18 protein-coding genes are annotated in these 18,131 nt (G+C 65.5%); 6 read left to right on the forward strand and 12 right to left on the reverse strand.

Translation table 11 applies throughout. The features are described from left to right. Both ACT89O_RS00740 and ACT89O_RS00745 read left to right on the forward strand, forming a co-directional pair. A complete protein-coding gene (locus tag ACT89O_RS00740; RefSeq protein ID WP_487261554.1) occupies positions 1 to 654 on the forward strand; it encodes an amino acid ABC transporter permease in 654 nt (217 codons plus the stop codon). Next, positions 638 to 1,441: an amino acid ABC transporter ATP-binding protein gene (locus tag ACT89O_RS00745; RefSeq protein WP_255577867.1), complete on the forward strand. Its 804-nt coding sequence runs from the start codon at positions 638 to 640 to the stop codon at positions 1,439 to 1,441. Before ACT89O_RS00740 ends, ACT89O_RS00745 begins: the two co-directional genes overlap by 17 nt. A gap of 131 nt (positions 1,442 to 1,572) precedes the next feature. On the opposite strand, the gene ACT89O_RS00750 is transcribed toward ACT89O_RS00745, so the two are convergent. Next, positions 1,573 to 1,935 carry a PLC family EF-hand domain-containing protein gene (locus tag ACT89O_RS00750; protein WP_055396178.1) on the reverse strand — a complete coding sequence of 121 codons (363 nt, stop codon included), beginning with the start codon at positions 1,933 to 1,935 and terminating at the stop codon, positions 1,573 to 1,575. A gap of 347 nt (positions 1,936 to 2,282) precedes the next feature. On the opposite strand from ACT89O_RS00750, the gene ACT89O_RS00755 reads away from it, so the two are divergent. Beyond that, positions 2,283 to 2,723, forward strand: a complete 441-nt coding sequence (locus ACT89O_RS00755; RefSeq protein ID WP_121421820.1) for a hypothetical protein — start codon at positions 2,283 to 2,285, stop codon at positions 2,721 to 2,723. Between the two features lie 238 nt (positions 2,724 to 2,961). Next, on the forward strand, positions 2,962 to 3,531 hold the full coding sequence (locus ACT89O_RS00760; protein WP_121421821.1) for a cob(I)yrinic acid a,c-diamide adenosyltransferase: 570 nt from the start codon (positions 2,962 to 2,964) through the stop codon (positions 3,529 to 3,531). A 198-nt stretch (positions 3,532 to 3,729) separates the two neighbouring features. Here ACT89O_RS00760 and ACT89O_RS00765 read toward each other — a convergent pair whose 3' ends face one another. The 5 genes from ACT89O_RS00765 to ACT89O_RS00785 form a co-directional block, all read right to left on the reverse strand. Further along, the gene (locus tag ACT89O_RS00765; protein WP_218301357.1) at positions 3,730 to 4,152 is read right to left on the reverse strand and encodes a hotdog fold thioesterase; all 423 of its coding nucleotides are present in this window, start codon (positions 4,150 to 4,152) and stop codon (positions 3,730 to 3,732) included. Positions 4,153 to 4,291: 139 nt separating this feature from the next. Then, complete coding sequence (locus ACT89O_RS00770; RefSeq protein ID WP_487261555.1) at positions 4,292 to 5,200, reverse strand: hypothetical protein; 909 nt, start codon at positions 5,198 to 5,200, stop codon at positions 4,292 to 4,294. 102 nt (positions 5,201 to 5,302) lie between these two features. Continuing rightward, the gene (locus ACT89O_RS00775) at positions 5,303 to 6,454 is read right to left on the reverse strand and encodes an ABC transporter substrate-binding protein (RefSeq protein ID WP_487261556.1); all 1,152 of its coding nucleotides are present in this window, start codon (positions 6,452 to 6,454) and stop codon (positions 5,303 to 5,305) included. 158 nt (positions 6,455 to 6,612) lie between these two features. After that, entirely contained in the window at positions 6,613 to 8,154 is a 1,542-nt protein-coding gene (gene scpC, locus ACT89O_RS00780; protein WP_487261557.1) for a succinyl-CoA:acetate CoA-transferase ScpC, read from the reverse strand. Between the two features lie 142 nt (positions 8,155 to 8,296). Continuing rightward, entirely contained in the window at positions 8,297 to 9,586 is a 1,290-nt protein-coding gene (locus tag ACT89O_RS00785) for a solute carrier family 23 protein (protein WP_121421824.1), read from the reverse strand. 146 nt (positions 9,587 to 9,732) lie between these two features. Here ACT89O_RS00785 and ACT89O_RS00790 point away from each other — a divergent pair, with 146 nt between their 5' ends. Then, positions 9,733 to 10,488 carry a zf-TFIIB domain-containing protein gene (locus ACT89O_RS00790; protein ID WP_487261558.1) on the forward strand — a complete coding sequence of 252 codons (756 nt, stop codon included), beginning with the start codon at positions 9,733 to 9,735 and terminating at the stop codon, positions 10,486 to 10,488. Here the strand turns inward: ACT89O_RS00790 and ACT89O_RS00795 are convergent. After that, on the reverse strand, positions 10,482 to 10,817 hold the full coding sequence (locus tag ACT89O_RS00795) for a DMT family transporter (protein ID WP_121421825.1): 336 nt from the start codon (positions 10,815 to 10,817) through the stop codon (positions 10,482 to 10,484). The genes ACT89O_RS00790 and ACT89O_RS00795 overlap by 7 nt on opposite strands. Positions 10,818 to 11,163: 346 nt before the next feature. Here ACT89O_RS00795 and ACT89O_RS00800 point away from each other — a divergent pair, with 346 nt between their 5' ends. Then, a complete protein-coding gene (locus ACT89O_RS00800; RefSeq protein WP_487261559.1) occupies positions 11,164 to 12,126 on the forward strand; it encodes a class I SAM-dependent methyltransferase in 963 nt (320 codons plus the stop codon). 34 nt (positions 12,127 to 12,160) lie between these two features. On the opposite strand, the gene ubiM is transcribed toward ACT89O_RS00800, so the two are convergent. From ubiM to ACT89O_RS00825, 5 genes are all read right to left on the reverse strand, one after another. After that, on the reverse strand, positions 12,161 to 13,438 hold the full coding sequence (gene ubiM / locus ACT89O_RS00805) for a 5-demethoxyubiquinol-8 5-hydroxylase UbiM (protein WP_487261560.1): 1,278 nt from the start codon (positions 13,436 to 13,438) through the stop codon (positions 12,161 to 12,163). Positions 13,439 to 13,630: 192 nt separating this feature from the next. Beyond that, complete coding sequence (locus ACT89O_RS00810; protein ID WP_487261561.1) at positions 13,631 to 14,059, reverse strand: hypothetical protein; 429 nt, start codon at positions 14,057 to 14,059, stop codon at positions 13,631 to 13,633. A gap of 177 nt (positions 14,060 to 14,236) precedes the next feature. Continuing rightward, entirely contained in the window at positions 14,237 to 15,766 is a 1,530-nt protein-coding gene (locus ACT89O_RS00815; RefSeq protein ID WP_055396198.1) for a BCCT family transporter, read from the reverse strand. A 469-nt stretch (positions 15,767 to 16,235) separates the two neighbouring features. Further along, positions 16,236 to 17,183, reverse strand: a complete 948-nt coding sequence (locus ACT89O_RS00820; protein WP_487261562.1) for an alpha/beta fold hydrolase — start codon at positions 17,181 to 17,183, stop codon at positions 16,236 to 16,238. Positions 17,184 to 17,419: 236 nt separating this feature from the next. Further along, positions 17,420 to 18,031 carry a TetR/AcrR family transcriptional regulator gene (locus ACT89O_RS00825; protein ID WP_487261563.1) on the reverse strand — a complete coding sequence of 204 codons (612 nt, stop codon included), beginning with the start codon at positions 18,029 to 18,031 and terminating at the stop codon, positions 17,420 to 17,422. Between the last annotated feature and the right edge of the window lie 100 nt (positions 18,032 to 18,131).

Below are 18,131 nucleotides of genomic sequence, written 5' to 3' on the forward strand. Positions count from 1 at the left end.
ATGGTGGACTTTTCCTTGTGGGACATCCTGCGCAACCTGCTGCTGGCGGCGCGTTGGACCGTCTCGTTGTCTCTCATCGCCTTCATCGGCGGCGGCCTGGTAGGCCTGCTGCTGCTGGTGCTGCGCCTGTCCAAGGTGCGTGGCACCGAGCGTTTGATTGGTGCCTATGTGCAGGTGTTCCAGGGCACGCCGCTGCTCATGCAGCTGTTCCTGGCGTATTTCGGAATTGCGCTTTTTGGCATCAAGACCTCACCATGGACGGCCGCGGCCCTGGCGCTGACGCTCTACACCAGCGCCTACCTCACCGAGATCTGGCGCGGCTGTGTGGCCTCCATCCCCAAGGGCCAGTGGGAGGCCGCGCAGAGCCTGGCACTCAACTTTGGCGAGCAGCTGCGCCATGTGGTGCTGCCCCAGGCGCTGCGCATTGCGGTGCCGCCCACGGTGGGTTTTCTGGTGCAGGTGATCAAGGGCACGGCGCTGGCATCGGTGATTGGGTTTGTCGAGCTGACCAAGGCGGGCAGCATGATCTCCAACGCCACCTACCAGCCCTTCCTCGTCTACGCCTGTGTCGCCCTGCTGTATTTTGTTTTGTGCTTTCCGGTAAGCCTGGTGGCGCAATCGCTTGAAAGGAAACTCCATGGCAACCGCCGCTGAAGCCACCACGGCTACCCCCACTCCCGCCCACGACGGCATCGTGGTGAGCGATCCACCCATCGTGGACATCACGGCCCTGCGCAAGTCTTACGGCACCAACGAAGTGCTCAAAGGCATCGACCTCAAAGTGCAAAAGGGCGAGGTGATTGCCATCATCGGAAAAAGCGGCTCGGGCAAGAGCACGCTGCTGCGCTGCGTGAACGGGCTGGAGGTTTTTCAGGAAGGCGCTCTGAGCGTCAACGGCAAGAAACTCATGCACGACAGCCCCGCTGCCATGCGGGAGTTGCGCCAGCAGGTGGGCATGATCTTTCAGAGCTTCAACCTGTTTCCACACCTGAGCGTGGGCCGCAACATCATGCTGGCGCCCACGCTGGTGAAGGCGCGTGATGCCAAGACGGCAGAAGCGCAGGCGCGCAAGCTGCTCGAACGTGTGGGTCTGGCCGAAAAGTTTGACGCCATGCCCGATCAGCTCTCGGGCGGGCAGCAGCAGCGCGTGGCCATTGCGCGCGCGCTGGCCATGGAGCCGCAGGTGCTGCTGTGCGACGAGATCACCTCGGCGCTGGATCCAGAGCTGGTGGGCGAGGTGCTGCGCGTGGTGGAGTCGCTGGCACTGGAAGGCATGACGCTGATGATGGTCACACACGAGATGGCGTTTGCCCGCAAGGTGAGTGACCGCGTGATCTTCATGCACCAGGGCCGTGTGCATGAAACAGGTGCGCCCGCCGAGCTGTTTGGCAACCCGCAGACGCCGGAGCTGCAGCAGTTCCTGTCGTCGCTGCACGACTGACCCAAAACAAAGCCCGCCTGCGGTCTGGAGAGTTCCAGGGCAGGCGGGTCCGCAGGCCCCAATGGCCCGCTACATCCCAGAGGCCACCCGGAGGCTGGTACCGTGCCAGGTCCAGGCGCCTCACAAAAAAATCAGGACAGAAGGCCCTTCTCGAATTCTGAGGGTGACAGTGCGCCGCTCTGGTCCTTGTCCAGTTCCTTGAAGCGCTGGCTGATGGCCGGCAGCTGGGTCGCTTCCTTCTCGGTCAGCTGGCCGTCCTTGTCGAGGTCTGCGCGGTTGAATGCCGTGGTGGCCGCCCTCGATGGGTTACCGGTGCCGGGACCATACGAATATTTGGAGTCCGCCTGGGGTGCCGTTTTACTGGCTGGGGCGGGCTGGGGGGATGCCGAAGTGGTCTGTGCTTGCAATGCGCCTGCGCCGCCCAGGGAGATGGCGGCGAAAAGCATCACGCTGCGCGTGTCAAACGAATAGGTGCGTCGTTGCAGTGCTTTCATGGAAGCTAAGCTCCTTCGAAGTTGAACAGGGTTGCATTGCACCGCAGCACGGTGGTGAAGGCCAGCACTCTTGCCTGCTGTTGCCCATGTCAACATTTCCCAGCGTGGTGTAACCCGGCAGTACCGGCACATGTAGTTTTTGCGGGTGGATGTAGCCAGAAGTAGCTCGCAGGTTGGCTGCAGCCCTGGCATCGGAGAGAGAGGCTTGGGGCGGCATGCCCCACGGCGGCGCTTGTGCGCAGGATGACCGGCAGGCCCGTGTACGTCCTACAAGCGACGGGCGTGCGCGCCAAAACAATGAAACCAAGCAATTCGCTTGTTCTGGTGTTTTATCGAAGGAGCCTTTCATGCAAAAGCAAACCATCCTCGCCGCCCTGGCCACACTGGCGTGCACCGCCGCCTTGGCACAAGCCCCCGCCAATGTCACCGCGCGTCCGCCTGCAGAAGTCAACCCCACCGCATCGGGCGGCGCTGCGGCTGCCAATGCCCAGAACAAGGTGGACATGCGCAGTAGCCAGAGCAGCGCAGCACCCGCCAACCCCACCGCGGGTGACGGCCGTGCCGCCCCTGTGGCCGAGATCAACCCCAGTGCAGCAGGCGGCAAGGCCGCAGCCACCGCACAGACGCGTGTCAATGCACGCTTGATGGACAGCAATGGCGACGGGATGGTGTCGCGCAAGGAGTGGGACACCTACCATGCGAACGCCTGGAACACCCTGCAGCCCACGAACACGGGCGTATCCACCGCTGACATTGACAAGCTCAACCGCACCCCCATGACCCACTGATCGGGCCGTGCGTAGCCAACGGGTTCGAACCAACGCCCCTGCATGTGATGGCAGGGGCGTTGGTCTGTCTGGGCAGTGCGGAGCACGGTGAAGTCATATCGCAATGTGGCTTCTTGTGCGGAGAGCGGGGTGATAGGCCCCCTCCCACCACAGTGGGTCTGGGTGGCGGAGAATCTGCGAATTCTTCCACCGCATGCGGCGCCCCTGCCACCTGCGCTCCACCTTACCGAGGCACCCCATGGGCAACCGACTCACACAGATCGCCACGCGCACCGGCGACGCCGGTACCACCGGACTGGGCAACAACCAACGCGTTTCCAAAAACAGCCTGCGCATCCATGCTCTGGGCGACGTGGACGAACTCAACTCCCACATCGGCCTGCTGCTGTGCGAGCGCGTTCCCGCCGATGTGCGCGAGCTGCTTGTCGAGGTGCAGCACCAGCTGTTCAACCTGGGGGGCGAGTTGTCGATTCCCGGCTACGAACTGCTCAAGGCCGAGGCGGTGCTGGCGCTCGATGAGGCGTTGGCCCACCACAACGCGGCGCTGCCCCGGCTGCAGGAGTTCATCCTTCCCGCAGGCACCCGCGCCGCCGCGCAAGCCCATGTCTGCCGCACAGTGGCGCGCCGCGCGGAGCGTGTGGTGGTGGCGCTGGGCAACGAAGAGGCCATCAACGACGCACCCCGGCAGTACCTCAACCGCCTGTCCGACCTGATGTTCGTGCTCGCCCGCGTGCTCAACCGCATGGACGGTGGCGATGACGTGTACTGGAAAAGCGAGCGCCTGGCGCAGCAGAATGCTACTGAATAGATAGCTGCTTGCGCTTGATGGTCGTGCGGTAGCGGCCAATTTTCCTCATATTTTCACTGCCTTTTGCAACTGGCGCGCGCCAGGCCAGGGCAGCCGAGCAAGGGCCGCCCCGCAGCGAGGGCTGCGTCCCCCTTCCCGAATCGCGCCTGCGATTCGAGAGAAGGGGGGAAGGCACGCAGTGCCTCAGGGGGATGTACCTTATCTCGGTGCCAGGATCGCCATCGTCAGCCGCGACACGCAGGTCAGCTCACCCGCTTCGTTGTGCATATCGATGTGCCACACATGCGTGGTGCGGCCAATGTGCACGGGCCGTGCCGTACCGGTCACCCAGCCGCTGGTGGCAGAGCGCAGGTGGTTGGCGTTGATGTCCAGGCCCACGGCGCGGTAACCGTCGGGCAGGGTGTAGTAGGCGCCGGTGGAGCCCAGCGACTCGGCCAGCACCACGCTGACCCCGCCGTGCAGCAGGCGAAAGGGTTGCACGGTGCGGTGGTCCACGGGCACCCGTGCACGCAGAAAATCGTCACCCACCTCGACAAATTCAATGCCCAGGTGCTCTACGGCGGTGTTGCGGTTGGCGGCCTCCAGCAGGGCCAGGTCGATGGGTTTTTTCCAGATGGGCATGGTGTTCAACGGGCGTCAGAGCCGGGTCAGTACGAGCCGCGATTGTGCCTATGGCCCGCGGTGAGCAGGTGGAGCTTCCTGCGTACGCTCTCAGCTTTGCTGTATGCCCTCTGTCAGTGCGCTCACTACGCAAGCGGCTTTACCAGGGGCGGCCGATGACAAAACGCACGGGTTGGCGCACGGTCTCCATGTCTTCGTACAGCTCGGCCTGCAGTTCGCCGCGGGTAAAGGCTGTGTCGATATTCCACGTTTGCTGGTGTTCGTTGTTCATACGCGCCCATGCGCCGCGCTCGGCTTGCACCACTTGGCCGGAGGAGAGCTTGAAGGACAGCGTCTTGATGCGCAACAGCGTGTCATTGCCCTGGAACTGGACGCTCTTTCCATCTACCTTGAACTGCTTGATGTCTGCCCCGCCCAGCTTGATGGGGCCTGGGCGTTCCGGGTCGAAAGCCTGGGCCGCTTTTGTGGTCCGCTTGGCCACGCTGAGGGGGACCGTCCCTTCGAAGATCAGTCCGGTCACCGCCTTGTCGGGCAGCCGGTTGAGGGTCAGTGCGAAGCTGCGTGAGCGAGCGTCGGTTGAAAATTTCGGAAAGCTGGCGATGTCCGCCTGACCCAGGCTCTGGGTGGTTTTGTCGGGGAACACCGCCGTCACTCGCACGTCGCCTTTGTCAAAGAACGAGTTCGTCCACTGGGTGAAAAGACCGGAGCGCGTGGTGGCAATAGCGTTGACCTCCACCTTTTCCATGTCGCCGGTGGCAGCAAACGGAACCAGATTTTTGTCTTTGCCAGGAGGGGCCTCGATAAAAGTCACGCCCAGGATTTTTACGTCAATGGGAGTCTGCGCATACGCCTGAAAGCTGCACGCCACCAGGGCGGCCCCAATCATCCGAGGCAAGGTCAACAATGCGAGATTTTTCATGCAATCGATCACTGAAGATGGTCGTGGCCTCGGCGGTGACACACCACAGAGGCTTGTGTGGAGCCGAAGTTTCTCCCTCTCTTCGGCCGGGGCATTGTGCAGTATGCGCAGCGGATAGATGCTGCGCATGCAGAAGCAATTGCCAGACAACAACCCTCTATAGTCGGTCCAAGGAAAGGGCGTTACAGACGCCTAGCACAGCTGACACGGCATGGTTCGGACGATCAATCCTCAGCCCACAAACTTGCCGTTGGCGCCCATCACCCCCAGGTCCAGAAAGCGCGAGCCCACATACGGCGCGCCGCCGGCGTAGTCGATGGACAGGCCACCCAGGTCGCTGCTGCGGATACCGGCCAGTGCGCTGCGCAACTTGGCGCGGGTGAGCTCACGTCCGGCGCGTTCCAGGCCTTCGGTGAGCACGCGGGCATTCACATAGCCTTCAAAGCTGCGGGCCGAAAACTCCTGGTAGCCCAGCGCGCGCATGGCCTTCTGGTAGTCGCGCACCACGGCCACACTCGTGCGGGCCGCGTCGGGCAGCACCATCGACAGCGCAATGCCCGAGGCCTTGCCGCCCAGCTGGCGCAGGTTGTCGCCCGACAGCGCCACGCTGGTGGCGGCCAGCGGCGTGCTGGACGACACTTTCTTGAACTCGTTGACCAGTGCGGCGGTAACGTCACCTGCGGTTCCGAGAAGCACAGCGGCGGCCTTGGCGGCCACGGCCTTGCCCACCACATCGGGCACCTGCGCGCCCTGTGCATCCAGCTTGAAAGCCTTGGGTGCTGGTTGCTTGGCGGCTGCCATGGCCTTGTTCACGTCCGCCAGAAACTCGCGGCCAAACGCCGTGTCTTGGTACACGATGGCCAGGTCGTTCATGCCCATGGACACCAGCTTTTGTGTGAGGCGCTGGGCTTCGTCGGCGTAGCTGGCGCGCACGTGGAACACCGAGCGGTACTCGGCCTTGCGCAGCGACGTGGCACCGCTCTGTGGGGCCACATAGGGGATCTGCGCCTCGTCCACCAGCGGCAGGATGCGCTGGTTGTTGGCCGTGCCCATGCAGGAGATCAGCGACACCACGTTGGCGTCGGCAATCAGCTTGCGCACGTTGTCTTCGGAGCGCGCGGCGTCGTAGCCGTCGTCCAGTGCCAGCAGCTTGATCTCGCGGCCGTGGATGCCCTTGGCGTTGGCCTGTGCAATGCCTGCGTCCAGCCCTTGCTTCAATTCCTTGCCCAGGCTGGCCAGTGCGCCGGTGGTGCCCAGCGAGCAGCCAATGGTCACGCTCTTGGCGTCCATGGGGTCCTGCACGCCCACGGCGCGCGAAGAGGTGGCAAGCAGCAGGCCGGTGCTTGCGGCAACAAGGGATTGGGTGAACTGACGGCGTTGCATGGTCAAAAAAACTCGCAGGCAAAAAAGCCACCAGCCCCGGATGGGGGCTGGTGGAGGGTGGACTGGGGGAGGTCGATAGACCTAGGGTTAACCCTTATTTTATCTGCCCAGGCTGGCAATTGGCTGTCAAAGGCCTGGCAGGCCTGGGGGTGTCCTCTTTACACAGTGCTGCCAGGGCCCGCTGGCGCGCGCATGCTGCCCGTCTCCACATACCGCTGGTGCCACGACAGCGCCTCGTTCAGCAGGTGCGGCGTGTGCTGGCCCACGGCGCCCCGCTTGGCGCGGGCCACGTAGTCGTGCAGCGCGGGCCGGAAGTCGGGGTGCGCGCAGCGGTCGATGATGATCTGCGCCCGTTGCGAGGGCGAGTGCCCACGCAGGTCGGCCAAACCCTGCTCGGTCACAAGGATCTGCACATCGTGCTCGGTGTGGTCCACATGCGAGGCCATGGGCACGATGCACGAGATGCTGCCGTTCTTGGCCAGCGACGGCGTCATGAAGATCGACAGGTATGCATTGCGCGCAAAGTCGCCCGAGCCGCCGATACCGTTCATGATGGCGGAGCCCATGATGTGGGTCGAGTTCACGTTGCCGTAGATGTCGGCCTCGATCATGCCGTTCATCGCAATCAGGCCCATGCGGCGGATCAGCTCGGGGTGGTTGCTGATCTCCTGCGGGCGCAGCACGATGCGCTGCTTGTAATAGTCGATGCGCTCGTTGAAGTCCTGCATGGCCGCCGGGCTCAGCGACAGCGCCGTGGCCGATGCGCTCGCCAGCTTGCCCGAGCGCAGCATGTCCAGCATGCCGTCCTGCAGCACCTCGGTGTAGGCCGTGAGGTTCTCGAACGGCCCGTTGTTCAGCCCCGCCAGCACCGCATTGGCAATGTTGCCCACGCCCGATTGCAGCGGCAGCAGGTCTTTGGGCAAGCGGCCCTTCTTCACCTCATGCTGCAAGAACTCAATGATGTGGCCCGCAATGCGGTTGGAGGTGTCGTCTGGTGCGGCGTACACGCTGTTGCGGTCGGGCTGGTCCGTCATCACCACCGCAATCACCTTCGACGGATCGCAGCGCAGATACGGCTCGCCAATGCGCTCATCGGGCCGTGTCATCGGGATGGGCTTGCGGTGCGGCGGCACATCGGTGCCGTAGTAGATGTCGTGCATGCCTTCGAGCTGCGGGTTGTGCCAGGCATTCACTTCCAAAATGATCTTGTCGGCCTGGTCCAGCCAGGTCTTGTTGTTGCCCACCGAGGACGAGGGGATCAGCCGCCCGTCGGGCAACACGCCTGCCACCTCGACCACCGCCACATCCAGCTTGCCGAGAAAGCCAAACCACACGAACTGCGCCACGTGCGACAGGTGGATGTCCACGTACTGCATCTGCCCCGCATTGATCTGGCGGCGCACCGTGGGGTCAGACTGGTAGGGCAGGCGCATCTCGATGCCGTCCACCTGGGCCAGTGCACCGTCCAGCTCGGGGGCGGTGGAGGCTCCGGTCCACAGCCCGATCTTGAAGCCATGGCCCTGGGCGTTCAGGCTTTCGATGCGGCGCGCCAGCGCGCCGGGCACGGCCTTGGGGTAGCCCGCGCCGGTAAAGCCGCTCATGCCCACATGGGCACCAGCGGGGATCAGGGCGGCCGCTTCGTCGGCAGACATGGTGCGGGAGAGAAAGTCGGGGTACAGCACCCGATCGGCCAGGGACATGAACAAACTCCGCAAAAAGAAAAAAGCCACCCGCCCGGTGAGCGGATGGCCCTGTGGACAAAACCCAGAATGCTAGCCTGCGTTCCTTACAAATTAAGGGTTAACCCTTACAAATGCGGTCCGGCGTCCCCATACCCGCAGATTACGCCGCTTTGCGGTTGAGCAGCGCGTACAGCAGGATCGCCCCGAATGTGGCGGTGCCGATGCCGCCCAGCGCAAACTGGCCGAACTTGAGCGTGAAGTCGCCCGTGCCCAGGATGAGGGTGATGGCCGCCACGATGAGGTTCTTGTTCTTCGAAAAGTCCACCTTGTTGTCCACCCAGATCTTGGCGCCCGCCACCGCGATCAGGCCAAACACCACGATGGACACACCACCCATCACCGGCAGCGGAATGGTCTGGATCAGCGCGCCGAACTTGGGGGAAAAGCCCAGCACCAGCGCAAACACGCCCGCCAGCAAGAACACGGCGGTGGAATAGATCTTGGTGGCGGCCATCACACCAATGTTTTCGGCGTAGGTGGTCACGCCTGTGCCGCCAGCAGCGCCGCTCACCATGGTGGCCACGCCGTCGCCAATGAACGCGCGGCCCATGTAGCGGTCCAGGTCGTGGCCCGTCATGGCCGTCACGGCCTTGATGTGGCCCAGGTTCTCGGCCACCAGGATGATGGCCACGGGCGCAATCAGCAGCATGGCATTGGCTTCGAACACCGGCGCAGCAAAGTTGGGCAAACCAAACCATGCGGCGTTGGCCAGTGCGGACAGGTCCATGGGCTTGCCCAGCCCCAGGCCATTGGTCAGCACCGCGTAGATGATGCTCGCCACGATCAAGCCCACCAGAATCAGCAGGCGCTGCACCATGCCGCGCGTGAGCACGGCCACCAGGCCCACGCTCACAAAGGTCACCACCTGCATCCAGCTGTCAAAGTTGCTGGCCGCCATGTTCTTGATGGGAATGCCCGCGAGGTTCAGCCCGATCACCGCCACCACCGAGCCCGTGACCACGGGCGGCATGAAGCGCTCGATCCAGCCCGTGCCAATGGCCTGCACCAGCGCGCCGATGAGCGTGTAGACCAGGCCACACGCAATGATGCCGCCCAGCGCCACGGCAATGTTGGCGTTGGCACCTTTGCCCGCGTAGCCCGTGGCCGCAATCACCACGCCAATGAACGCAAAGCTCGACCCGAGGTAGCTGGGCACTTTGCCGCCCGTGACCAGGAAGAAGATCAGCGTGCCCACGCCGCTCATCAAAATCGCCACGTTCGGGTCAAAGCCCATCAGGATGGGCGCCAGCACCGTGGCCCCAAACATCGCAATCACGTGCTGCACCCCCATCACCGCCGTCTGCGGCCAGGGCAGCCGCTCATCGGGCCCAATCACCCCACCTTGTTGCAGCACCTCAGCGCTTTTTGTGCGCCAGTTCATGAATCCCATCTTGTCGGTTCCTTGTTGTTGAGGCGCGAATGCTAGTGGATGGGTGAGGCAATGCCGCGAAGCTGCAACTCTTTCGCCGGGCGTCAGCCGTGCCCCGGGTTAGCATTTGGGCCTACCCCGCTCTGCCCCTTGTGGGCACCGCCGCCATGCACTCTCAGCCGTCCTGCCCCAACTGCCGCCAGCCCATGCAGGCCCACCGGTTCACCAGCAACCAGGGGCAGTCGCTGGAACTGGACATCTGTTTTGCCTGCCAGGGCCTGTGGTTTGACAGGCACGAAAACCTCAAGCTCGCGCCCCAGTCGGTGGTCGAGCTGTTCCGCCTGCTGCACGAACACCGCACCGACCAGCACCAGCCCCTGGCAGAACGCATGGCCTGCCCGCGCTGCAACACCAGCCTGGCCAAAGGTTTTGACGTGGTGCGCAGCGGCCGCTACATGATCTACCGCTGCGCCCGCCTGCATGGCCGCTTCAGCACCTTCTCGTCCTTCATGGTCGAAAAAGGCTTTGTGCGCCACATGACGCGCCCCGAGATCGACGATCTGGCCAAACGCGTGGGCGCCATCTACTGCACCAGCTGTGGCGCCCCCGTGGACATCCGCAAGGACCACGCCTGCCCCTACTGCCGCGCCGCGTTCTCCCTCATCGACCCCGACGCCGTGGTGCGCGCCATGGAGGGCTACGCCAAGGCCAGCACCGAGCGCACCACCCACGCCACCCCCCCGGTGGACATCGGCGACGCCCTGGTGGCCCTGGAGCGCGACCGCAGCCGCGCCGAACGCGAGCGGCAAAAGCGCGCGTTCACCAGTGCCAGTGATGCGAGCGACAGCTCATTCACGGGCGATCTGCTGACGGCCGGGGTGGAATTGGTGTGGGCCTTGATCAACACCAGAAGCCATCACTGAGGGCTTCCGAGGTGGAGCATGACAACGCCTCCCACCACGCACACCAGACCCACTACTTTGATGACACCCACTGGCTCGCCAAACAGCGCCATCCCCACCACGGCTGCGGCCGCCGTGCCGCTGGCCGCCCAGACTGCATAGGTGAGGCCCATGTCGAGCTGGCGCATGGCCACGGCCATGAGCCAGATGGCGAGTGCGTAGCACGCAGCTGCCATACCTGACGGGAGGAGTCTGGAGAAGCCATCGGAGTACTTGAGCGCGACGGTTCCGGCAACTTCTGCAATGACGCTGGCTGCGACGAGCAGCCAGGCCGATAGGTTTGGATTCATGGGGCACCTTGGCCGAACATGCCCGTTTGTCACTTGTACCGAGTGACACGGGCAGTACGATGAAGCGGTACCCAGATGGTGAAGGGCCGCAGTGTAGCCACGCCCTTGCGATCCATCAAGAACACCCCACGCAGGCTCTGGCGGCCACTTGCGTTTGCGCGGATCATGGAGCGTTGACACAGCGGCAGCGCCGGATGGAGGGCGTGATGGTGTCCCTTCACGCACCCAGCCCATCCCCCGCACCACACTCCAACCCGTTCACAATGGCGCAGGCCTGTGTTCTGGTGGGCCCCGTCGCAAACAACCAACCAGCCGTGGCACCCGGTGGCCACAGGAGGAGAGGACCTTGCAGCCGCATCCGCCCCCAACCCGACGCCGTGCCCGCACCACCGCCGCCCCGGCGCAGCGCAACCCTGAGAACGCGGGGGATGGCGCCGCCGCCGCCTCCGACTCCGCTACCCCCTGCCTGCTGCAGCGCGCCCACCTGCGGGCCGTGCCCAGCACCCTGCTGATCCCGCTGGCAGCGCGCGCGCGGGGGAGCCGTTACTTTCCCTGGCTCGCCTGCAACGACGTGGTGGCCACCAGCCTGGTGGAGCGCCTGGGTGCCGATGTGGAACCGTGCCTGGACGACTTGCCCACGGTGCTCAACGTACTGTGGCGCACGCGCGCCATCAAGGACGCGGGCCGCAGCTTCTTCCTTGCGCACCCGAAGGCTGGCGGCGTGAGCCTGGGCTGTGGCCTGTCGCACCACTTTCAGTGGCTCGATACGGGCGCCAACCAGTGGCTCGATGCTGATCTGCCCGAGGTCATGGACCTGCGCCGCGAGCTGCTGCCGGTGCGCTGCCCGCGCACGCGCCATGCCACGGTGGACATCACGCAGCCTGGCTGGTGGCAGCGGCTGGGGCTGCCAAAGGAGGAAGGGGAGGGCGATGGCGCGGGCGTGCAGCCGGTGTTCATCGTCTGCGAAGGGGTGCTCATGTACCTGCAGCCCGCGCAGGTGCAGGCCGTGCTGCGCGAGTTTGCGCAGTGCGCGCCGGAAGGCTCGCGCCTGGTGATTGATGTCATGACGCACCGTGCCGTGGGCCGCGCGGCGCAGCACGCCAGCGTGGGACCCACGGGGGCGGAGTTCCACTGGGGCGTGGGCAGCATGGACGAGCTGACCGCCGCACACCCGCGCCTGGCGCTGCTGCGCCAGCAGAGCGTGTCGGAGTGTTATGGCTGGCCGGGTGTGGTGCTGGAAACGTTGTGGTGGCCGTGGCTGGGGGCGCCGCTGTATGGCATGGCGACTCTCGGCGTGGACAGCGCGTAAAGCTGCTCGCCGGTGGCTGCTTGGCAGCACGCTCCTAGGAGCGCGCCAGCTGCGCCCACACCGGCGCCTTGCCCGTCAGCTGCCCCACGATGGCGGCCTGCAGCGGCGGCAGCCGCCGGGCGCCCTGCAGCACCAGCTGCCGCAGCAGGCGCGGCACGGGGCGCGTGTCGGTATACAGCCGCACGATGGCATTGGTGCCCTCGTACATCGGCCATGCGTGGCGGTGGTGCGCCCGCGCATAGGTGGCCAGGGCTTCGGCATTGCCGATGTCGTGGCCCTGGCTGCGGGCTGCCGCCACGGCGGCCGTCAGGCGCTCCACACCGGCCAGCCCCAGGTTGTAGCCATGCGCCGTCACGGGGTGCATGCCCACGGCGGCGTCGCCCAGCAGCGCGCAGCGGTGGTCTGCAAAACGCTGTGCATACACGGCCACCAGCGGGTAGGCGTGGCGTTCGCCCTCCAGCTGCAAAGGCCCTAGGCGGTCGCCCAGCTGGGCCTGCACCGTAGCGGCGAAGGCCTGCGGGCTCTGGGCCATCAGCGCACCTGCGTCGGCAGTGCCCGCCGTGACCACCACCGAGCACAGCGCATGCCCCTCTTGGGGGTCATTGGGCAAGGGCAGCACCGCCAGCGTGCGTTCATAGCCAAAACACTCGTGCGCCACGCCGCCATGGGGTTGGGCATGGCGCATGCGGCAAACGATCACGGTGCGGCCAAAGTCCGTCATGCGTGCGCCAATGCCCAGCTGCCGCCGCGTGGCCGAGAAGCGGCTGTCCGCCGCCACCAGCAGCGGGGCCTGCAGACGCTGTGGCGATGGCGCGGGGCCATCGCTGGGGGCACCGGCGGGAGTCTGGGGAAGGTACTCCAGCTCGGCATGGGTGGACTGCGTGGCCACGCGCACCACCTGGGCGCCGGTCACGATGCGGACACCCGGTGTGCGTGCCGCCACGGCATAGGCCGTGCGGCGCAGTGCGTGGTTAGGCACGATGAAGCCCAGAGCCTCCAGCCCCGTACCCTGGGTGCCCAGCTGCAGGGCGCTGCGCTGGCCCAGCGGGCCGTCGTGCACCTGCGCTTCGCGGATGGTGCCCACCTCGTGGGGCGCCAGGCCGGCCCAGGTGCCCAGCCGCTGTAGCGTGGCCACGCTGGGGTGGGTGAGCGCGATCTCGCGGCCATCGGGCGCGGGGTGGGCCAACGTGGCCTCAGACTGCTGTTCGACCACGGTGGTGGTGAACCCGGCCTGCGCCAGGGAAATGGCCAGCGACAGGCCCGCAGGGCCCGCGCCGACGATGAGAACGTCGCTGTGTGAGGAGGAGGTCATGGCAAGAAGACCGGGCGAAGCAGCCCGGCATCCACCCTGCAACCGTGGGGTGGGGCTTGCCATTGTGGGCGGGCACTCCGCGCGGAGGTTTGCCCTGCATCAAGGCAGTGTGCCTGAATGCTATAAATTAAATAGCTAAAAAATGATACGGGATGAGCGCTAGGGCCTTAAAACATCAAAAATTATGGTGCGTTACGAGCGTGCCGGTTTGCGCGCGCCCTTGGCGGGCTTCTTGCGGGCGCCACCCGCTGGCTTGCCGCGCAGGTGCAGCCCCCAGGTGACCAGCACCCACAGGTACGCCGCCAGCACGCTGTAGGCCGCCATGGCGGCCAGCGACAGCGGTGGTGCGGCGATGGAGCGCGGGCTGGCCATGGTCTCCAGCAGCTGGCGTGTGCCCGTGCCCAGCACCGGCATGGCCGCGCTGCCCGAACGTGCCATGCGTGCCGCCATGAAGATGAAGAATTCCATGAGCAGCGCACCGATCAGAAAACACGCTGCCAGAGCCAGTAGCTGGACAAAGGCCCGGCGGTTGCCCTTGACCAGAAAAATGATGGCTGACACCAGCACCAGGGCGGGCAGCAGCAGAGCCAGGGCAGGCCAGGCGGACATGAGCATGGTCATGGATGGGTACCGGATGCGAAAAGAGGCAATAAAAGAAAAGGCGCACGGGTGTGGCTGCGGATGATAGACGTATGCACCGCACACCCTCTGCGCCCCCTGCACCCCTTGTGCACCGGCAGCGCGGCGGGCATGTTCTGGGCGTGCGTCTCTTGTCTCTTGCTGGCGCCAGCTTATGGCCTACGGCTGTGGGGGCGGCCCCACCATCTCGCGCATGCGGCGGCGCAGGGCGCGGTCGCGGCGGTCTTCGGCTTCCCAGTCGGCCTTCACGCCGCGCCATAGCGCCAGCGCCATGAGCAGGATGACACCGGTGAACGGCAGCGCGAACACGATGGTGGCGGTCTGCACCGCCTTCACGCCACCGGCCAGCAGCAGGCTGATGGCGATGCCCGACACCAGCACCCCCCACGTGATCTTGACGCGTGCCGACGGGTTCTCATTGCCGCCAGTGCTCATCATGCCCAGCACCAGCGTGGCGGAATCGCCAGAGGTGACGAAGAACACCAGCACGAGCAACGTGGCCACGAACGACATCACAGCCCCCCAGGGCAGCGCGTGGAACATGGCAAAGAGCGCGGTCGAAACATCGGCCTTGACGGCTTGCGCCAAAGGCACGCCTTGCATGATCTCCAGATGCAGCGCCGTACCGCCGAACACCGAGAACCACACAAACGCTGCCAGCGTAGGCGCCAGCACGGTGCCCAGAATGAATTCGCGAATCGTGCGCCCGCGCGAGACGCGTGCGATGAACAGGCCCACGAAGGGCGACCAGCTCACCCACCAGGCCCAGTAGAACACCGTCCAGCCGCTCACCCAGCCGCTGTCGCGGAAGGGTGTCATACGCAGGCTCATGCGTACGAATTCGCTCAGGTAGCTACCCAGCGTGTTGGTGAAGGTGTCGATGATGATCACCGTGGGCCCGAGCACGAACACCGACAGCGCCAGCAGCGCCGCCATGACGAGGTTGAAAGTGGACAGCCACTTGATGCCGCGCGCCACACCCGACACGGCCGAAGTGAGGAACAGAACGGTGGTCACCACAATGATGCCCACCTGCCAGGCTTCATTCACCGGCACGCCCATCGTGGCGGCCAGGCCGCTGTTGATCTGCAGCGCGCCCATGCCCAGCGATGCGGCCACGCCGAAAGCGGTGGCGATTACCGCAAGAATGTTGACCACCGGGCCGATGCGCTGCAGTGGCGCCCACGGCAGGGCTGATACGGCCGTGCTGACGAGGGCTGAGCCGCCCCGGCGGAACTGGAAGAACGCGATCGCCAATGCCACGATGCTGTACACCGCCCAGGGGTGCAGGCCCCAGTGGAAGAAGCTGTAGCGCATGGCCGCGTTGGCGGCTTCGGGGGTATTCGGCGCGATGCCAGGCGGCGGCGTGCCGTAGTGCGAGATCGGCTCGGCCACACCCCAGAACACGAGGCCGATTCCCATGCCGGCAGCAAACAGCATGGCAAACCACGCGCCGATGGAGAACTCGGGTTCGTCGTCTTCCTGGCCCAACTTTAGGTCGCCATAGCGGCTGAACGCCAGGATGAGTGCCATCACCACCAGGCCCAGCACCACCCACAGGTAGAACCAGCCGAAGTTGCGCGTGATGGCCGCGAGGGCCGTGTCGAACACGGTGCCCAGCGAATCGGGCGCAACCACGCCCCAGAGCACGATGGCGAGGATCAGCCCCGCCGAGATGAGAAGTTCCACGGATCACCTTTCTTCTGCTGAATCGACAAGGAGATGCGCGGCGCCTTTCGCCGGGTTTTGCCTGGCTCACAGCGTGCGGGATGCGGCGTGCCGCGTGCCGCATCTGCGCTACAGGAGCGTGCCACCGGGCGCGCTCGGCGGTCAAGGCACATGTAGCTACCTGTGCCATGCACGAATGAAGCGCATGCATGCAGGTGCCGACCGCAGCGGCTGCTGCACATCTCGGAAGGAGATACGGGCCGGCCAGGCGGATGGCAGGGACACCCACAGGGGTGGCTTGCCGGAACGCCGCATCGCAAGGATGAAGAGAAAGCCGGGCCCGGGGCCGATGCGCGCGTGGGAACCAGCGGCGCGGCAAGGCAGGGCATTTGCGGGGCACCGTCCTCGAACGGTGCCAGAAGGTTTGCGCAAACGGAAAAAGGGAGCAAGTGTAAGCAATGGGTGCGCTACGGCACCGGAAATACCGCAGTCAAGCCAAGGGTTGTGGGCTGTGTGAGGGCGTAGGGCCGGCGCTTGCGGGCACAGCCACAAATTCGGCCACGGCCTGCAGCACCTCTGCCTGCTGCAGGATCTTGCGGTGCCCCAGCCCCTCGGTGGCCAGCAGCGTGGCGCCCGGGATGTGGTCGCGGTAGGCCTCGCCATCGGCAAAGCGGTTGATGCGGTCGCCGCGGTCGTGCACCACCAGCGTGGGCAGCGCGATGCGTGGGCCCACAGCCGGGGGCTCGAACTGGCGCATCAGGATGCCTTCTCGGGCTTCGATGCGCCGCTGCAGGGCGGCACGCGTGCGCACCGAAAGGCCGAACACCTGGGCGAACAGGCGCGTGTATTCGTGCGGCGACGCGGGCGGTGCCAGCAGCACCAGCCGCTGGGTGGCCAGGCCCCGGCTGGCCGCGTGCGCCGCTGCGTTGGCGGCCAGCGAATGGGCCACCACGGCATGGGGCGCCGAGTCCTGCGCGTGCAGGCGGGCGGTGGCGTATTCGATGGCGCGGGCGAACTGGGGCAGGTTGCTCACGCGGCCCCGGCTGCCACCGTGCGCAGGCAGGTCCACCAGCACCGGGCGCAGGCCGCGCGCTGCCAGGGCATCGGCCAGCGGCAGCATCTGGCGTGCATGCCCGCCCCAGCCGTGCAGCAGGAGCACCGTGGGGCCGTGCGGCTGGGCCTGGGGCAGGTACAGCGTGATCTCGGCGTCTTCAAACGGCCAGCGCTCTGTGCGCCAGTGGCCTGGCGGCACGGCTTGGCGGCCGGGTTTGCGCAGTGGTAAGGGCGTGCCAAACAGGCGCGCAGCCACGCGCACGGCCAGTGCGGGCCACAGTCGCTCGGTGGCGCCCAGGGTCAGGCGCACAAGGCGCATGGCGGGGTGCTCGCCGTAGAAGCTGGACGTGGCCCGCAGGGCGGTGGATGAAGAGGAGGTGTTCATGGTGGGGTTCCTGAAGGGATGGAGTGGGGCGCGCGGCGCGCACCTCAGAAAAAGACCCAGTCCCGGTTGCTGCGCGGGAGGCTGGTGAGGGTGCTGCGCAGCGACCGGATGGCGCCCACTGCGGCCGCAATGGCGGCAATGCCCAGGATGATCAACATGGTGTTTCCTTTCTTCGCACGGTTGTGCGAAATTGGGGCATAAAAAAACAAGAGGTCTCCATGGCACACCACTGCGCATCAGGCGGTGGAAGGGAGGTAACTCTTGACGAGGCGCGCCCAGGACGCCTCGGTGCGTGACACTGCCTGCGGATCGCGCAGGAAGCGGACGTCGTGCAACAAGCCCATGATCATGGAATAGATCTCGCCCACCAGCTGGTCGGGCGGGGTGTCGGCGGGCAGGTGCCCGGCCTCGATGGACTGGATCACCGTGCGGCGCAGTGCCGCGCGCCAGCGTGTGATCTCTGAATGCAGCAGGTCGCGCAGCTCGCCTTCGCGGTCGTCCAGCTCGAAGGCCCCTGCGGTGTAAATGCAGCCGGTGAACGCCTCCACATCGCGCGTGCGGGCAATCCAGCGGCGCACGATTTCTTGGAGGCGCGGCAGGCCCTTGGGGTGCTGCATGGCGGGCACGAACACATCGGCCAGAAAGCGGCGCCCGAACTCTTCGATCACCGCTTTCTGCAGCGCCTCGCGCGATCCGGCGCGTGAAAACACGCCGCTCTTGGACAGACCCACGCGGTCGGCCACGGCCTGCAGCGTGATCGACTCCAGCCCCTCGGCCGCAGCCAAGTCCAGCGCTGCGCCCACAATGGCCGCGCGGGTGAGTTCTGATTTTTGGGTCTTGGCATCCATGGGGCGAAATTTAGCACAACTGTGCGAAATAAATCTACCCGTGTTGCCAGCAGTGTTTTGAAAGCCGATATCGGGCACAGCCCCGGTGTGCCGCCGGGGC

It is taken from the genome of Acidovorax sp. NN32 (genome assembly GCF_057597245.1).

Coding starts and splice junctions, on each gene's coding strand:
- ACT89O_RS00755 (WP_121421820.1), top strand. CDS start 2,283: ATGCAAAAGCAAACCATCCTCGCCGCCCTGGCCACACTGGCGTGCACC.
- ACT89O_RS00825 (WP_487261563.1), bottom strand. CDS start 18,031: ATGGATGCCAAGACCCAAAAATCAGAACTCACCCGCGCGGCCATTGTG.
- ACT89O_RS00795 (WP_121421825.1), bottom strand. CDS start 10,817: ATGAATCCAAACCTATCGGCCTGGCTGCTCGTCGCAGCCAGCGTCATT.
- ACT89O_RS00770 (WP_487261555.1), bottom strand. CDS start 5,200: ATGCGCAGCATCTATCCGCTGCGCATACTGCACAATGCCCCGGCCGAA.
- ACT89O_RS00785 (WP_121421824.1), bottom strand. CDS start 9,586: ATGGGATTCATGAACTGGCGCACAAAAAGCGCTGAGGTGCTGCAACAA.
- ACT89O_RS00745 (WP_255577867.1), top strand. CDS start 638: ATGGCAACCGCCGCTGAAGCCACCACGGCTACCCCCACTCCCGCCCAC.
- ACT89O_RS00820 (WP_487261562.1), bottom strand. CDS start 17,183: ATGAACACCTCCTCTTCATCCACCGCCCTGCGGGCCACGTCCAGCTTC.
- ACT89O_RS00810 (WP_487261561.1), bottom strand. CDS start 14,059: ATGACCATGCTCATGTCCGCCTGGCCTGCCCTGGCTCTGCTGCTGCCC.
- ACT89O_RS00775 (WP_487261556.1), bottom strand. CDS start 6,454: ATGCAACGCCGTCAGTTCACCCAATCCCTTGTTGCCGCAAGCACCGGC.
- ACT89O_RS00760 (WP_121421821.1), top strand. CDS start 2,962: ATGGGCAACCGACTCACACAGATCGCCACGCGCACCGGCGACGCCGGT.
- ACT89O_RS00765 (WP_218301357.1), bottom strand. CDS start 4,152: ATGCCCATCTGGAAAAAACCCATCGACCTGGCCCTGCTGGAGGCCGCC.
- ACT89O_RS00740 (WP_487261554.1), top strand. CDS start 1: ATGGTGGACTTTTCCTTGTGGGACATCCTGCGCAACCTGCTGCTGGCG.
- scpC (WP_487261557.1), bottom strand. CDS start 8,154: ATGTCCCTGGCCGATCGGGTGCTGTACCCCGACTTTCTCTCCCGCACC.
- ACT89O_RS00750 (WP_055396178.1), bottom strand. CDS start 1,935: ATGAAAGCACTGCAACGACGCACCTATTCGTTTGACACGCGCAGCGTG.
- ubiM (WP_487261560.1), bottom strand. CDS start 13,438: ATGACCTCCTCCTCACACAGCGACGTTCTCATCGTCGGCGCGGGCCCT.
- ACT89O_RS00790 (WP_487261558.1), top strand. CDS start 9,733: ATGCACTCTCAGCCGTCCTGCCCCAACTGCCGCCAGCCCATGCAGGCC.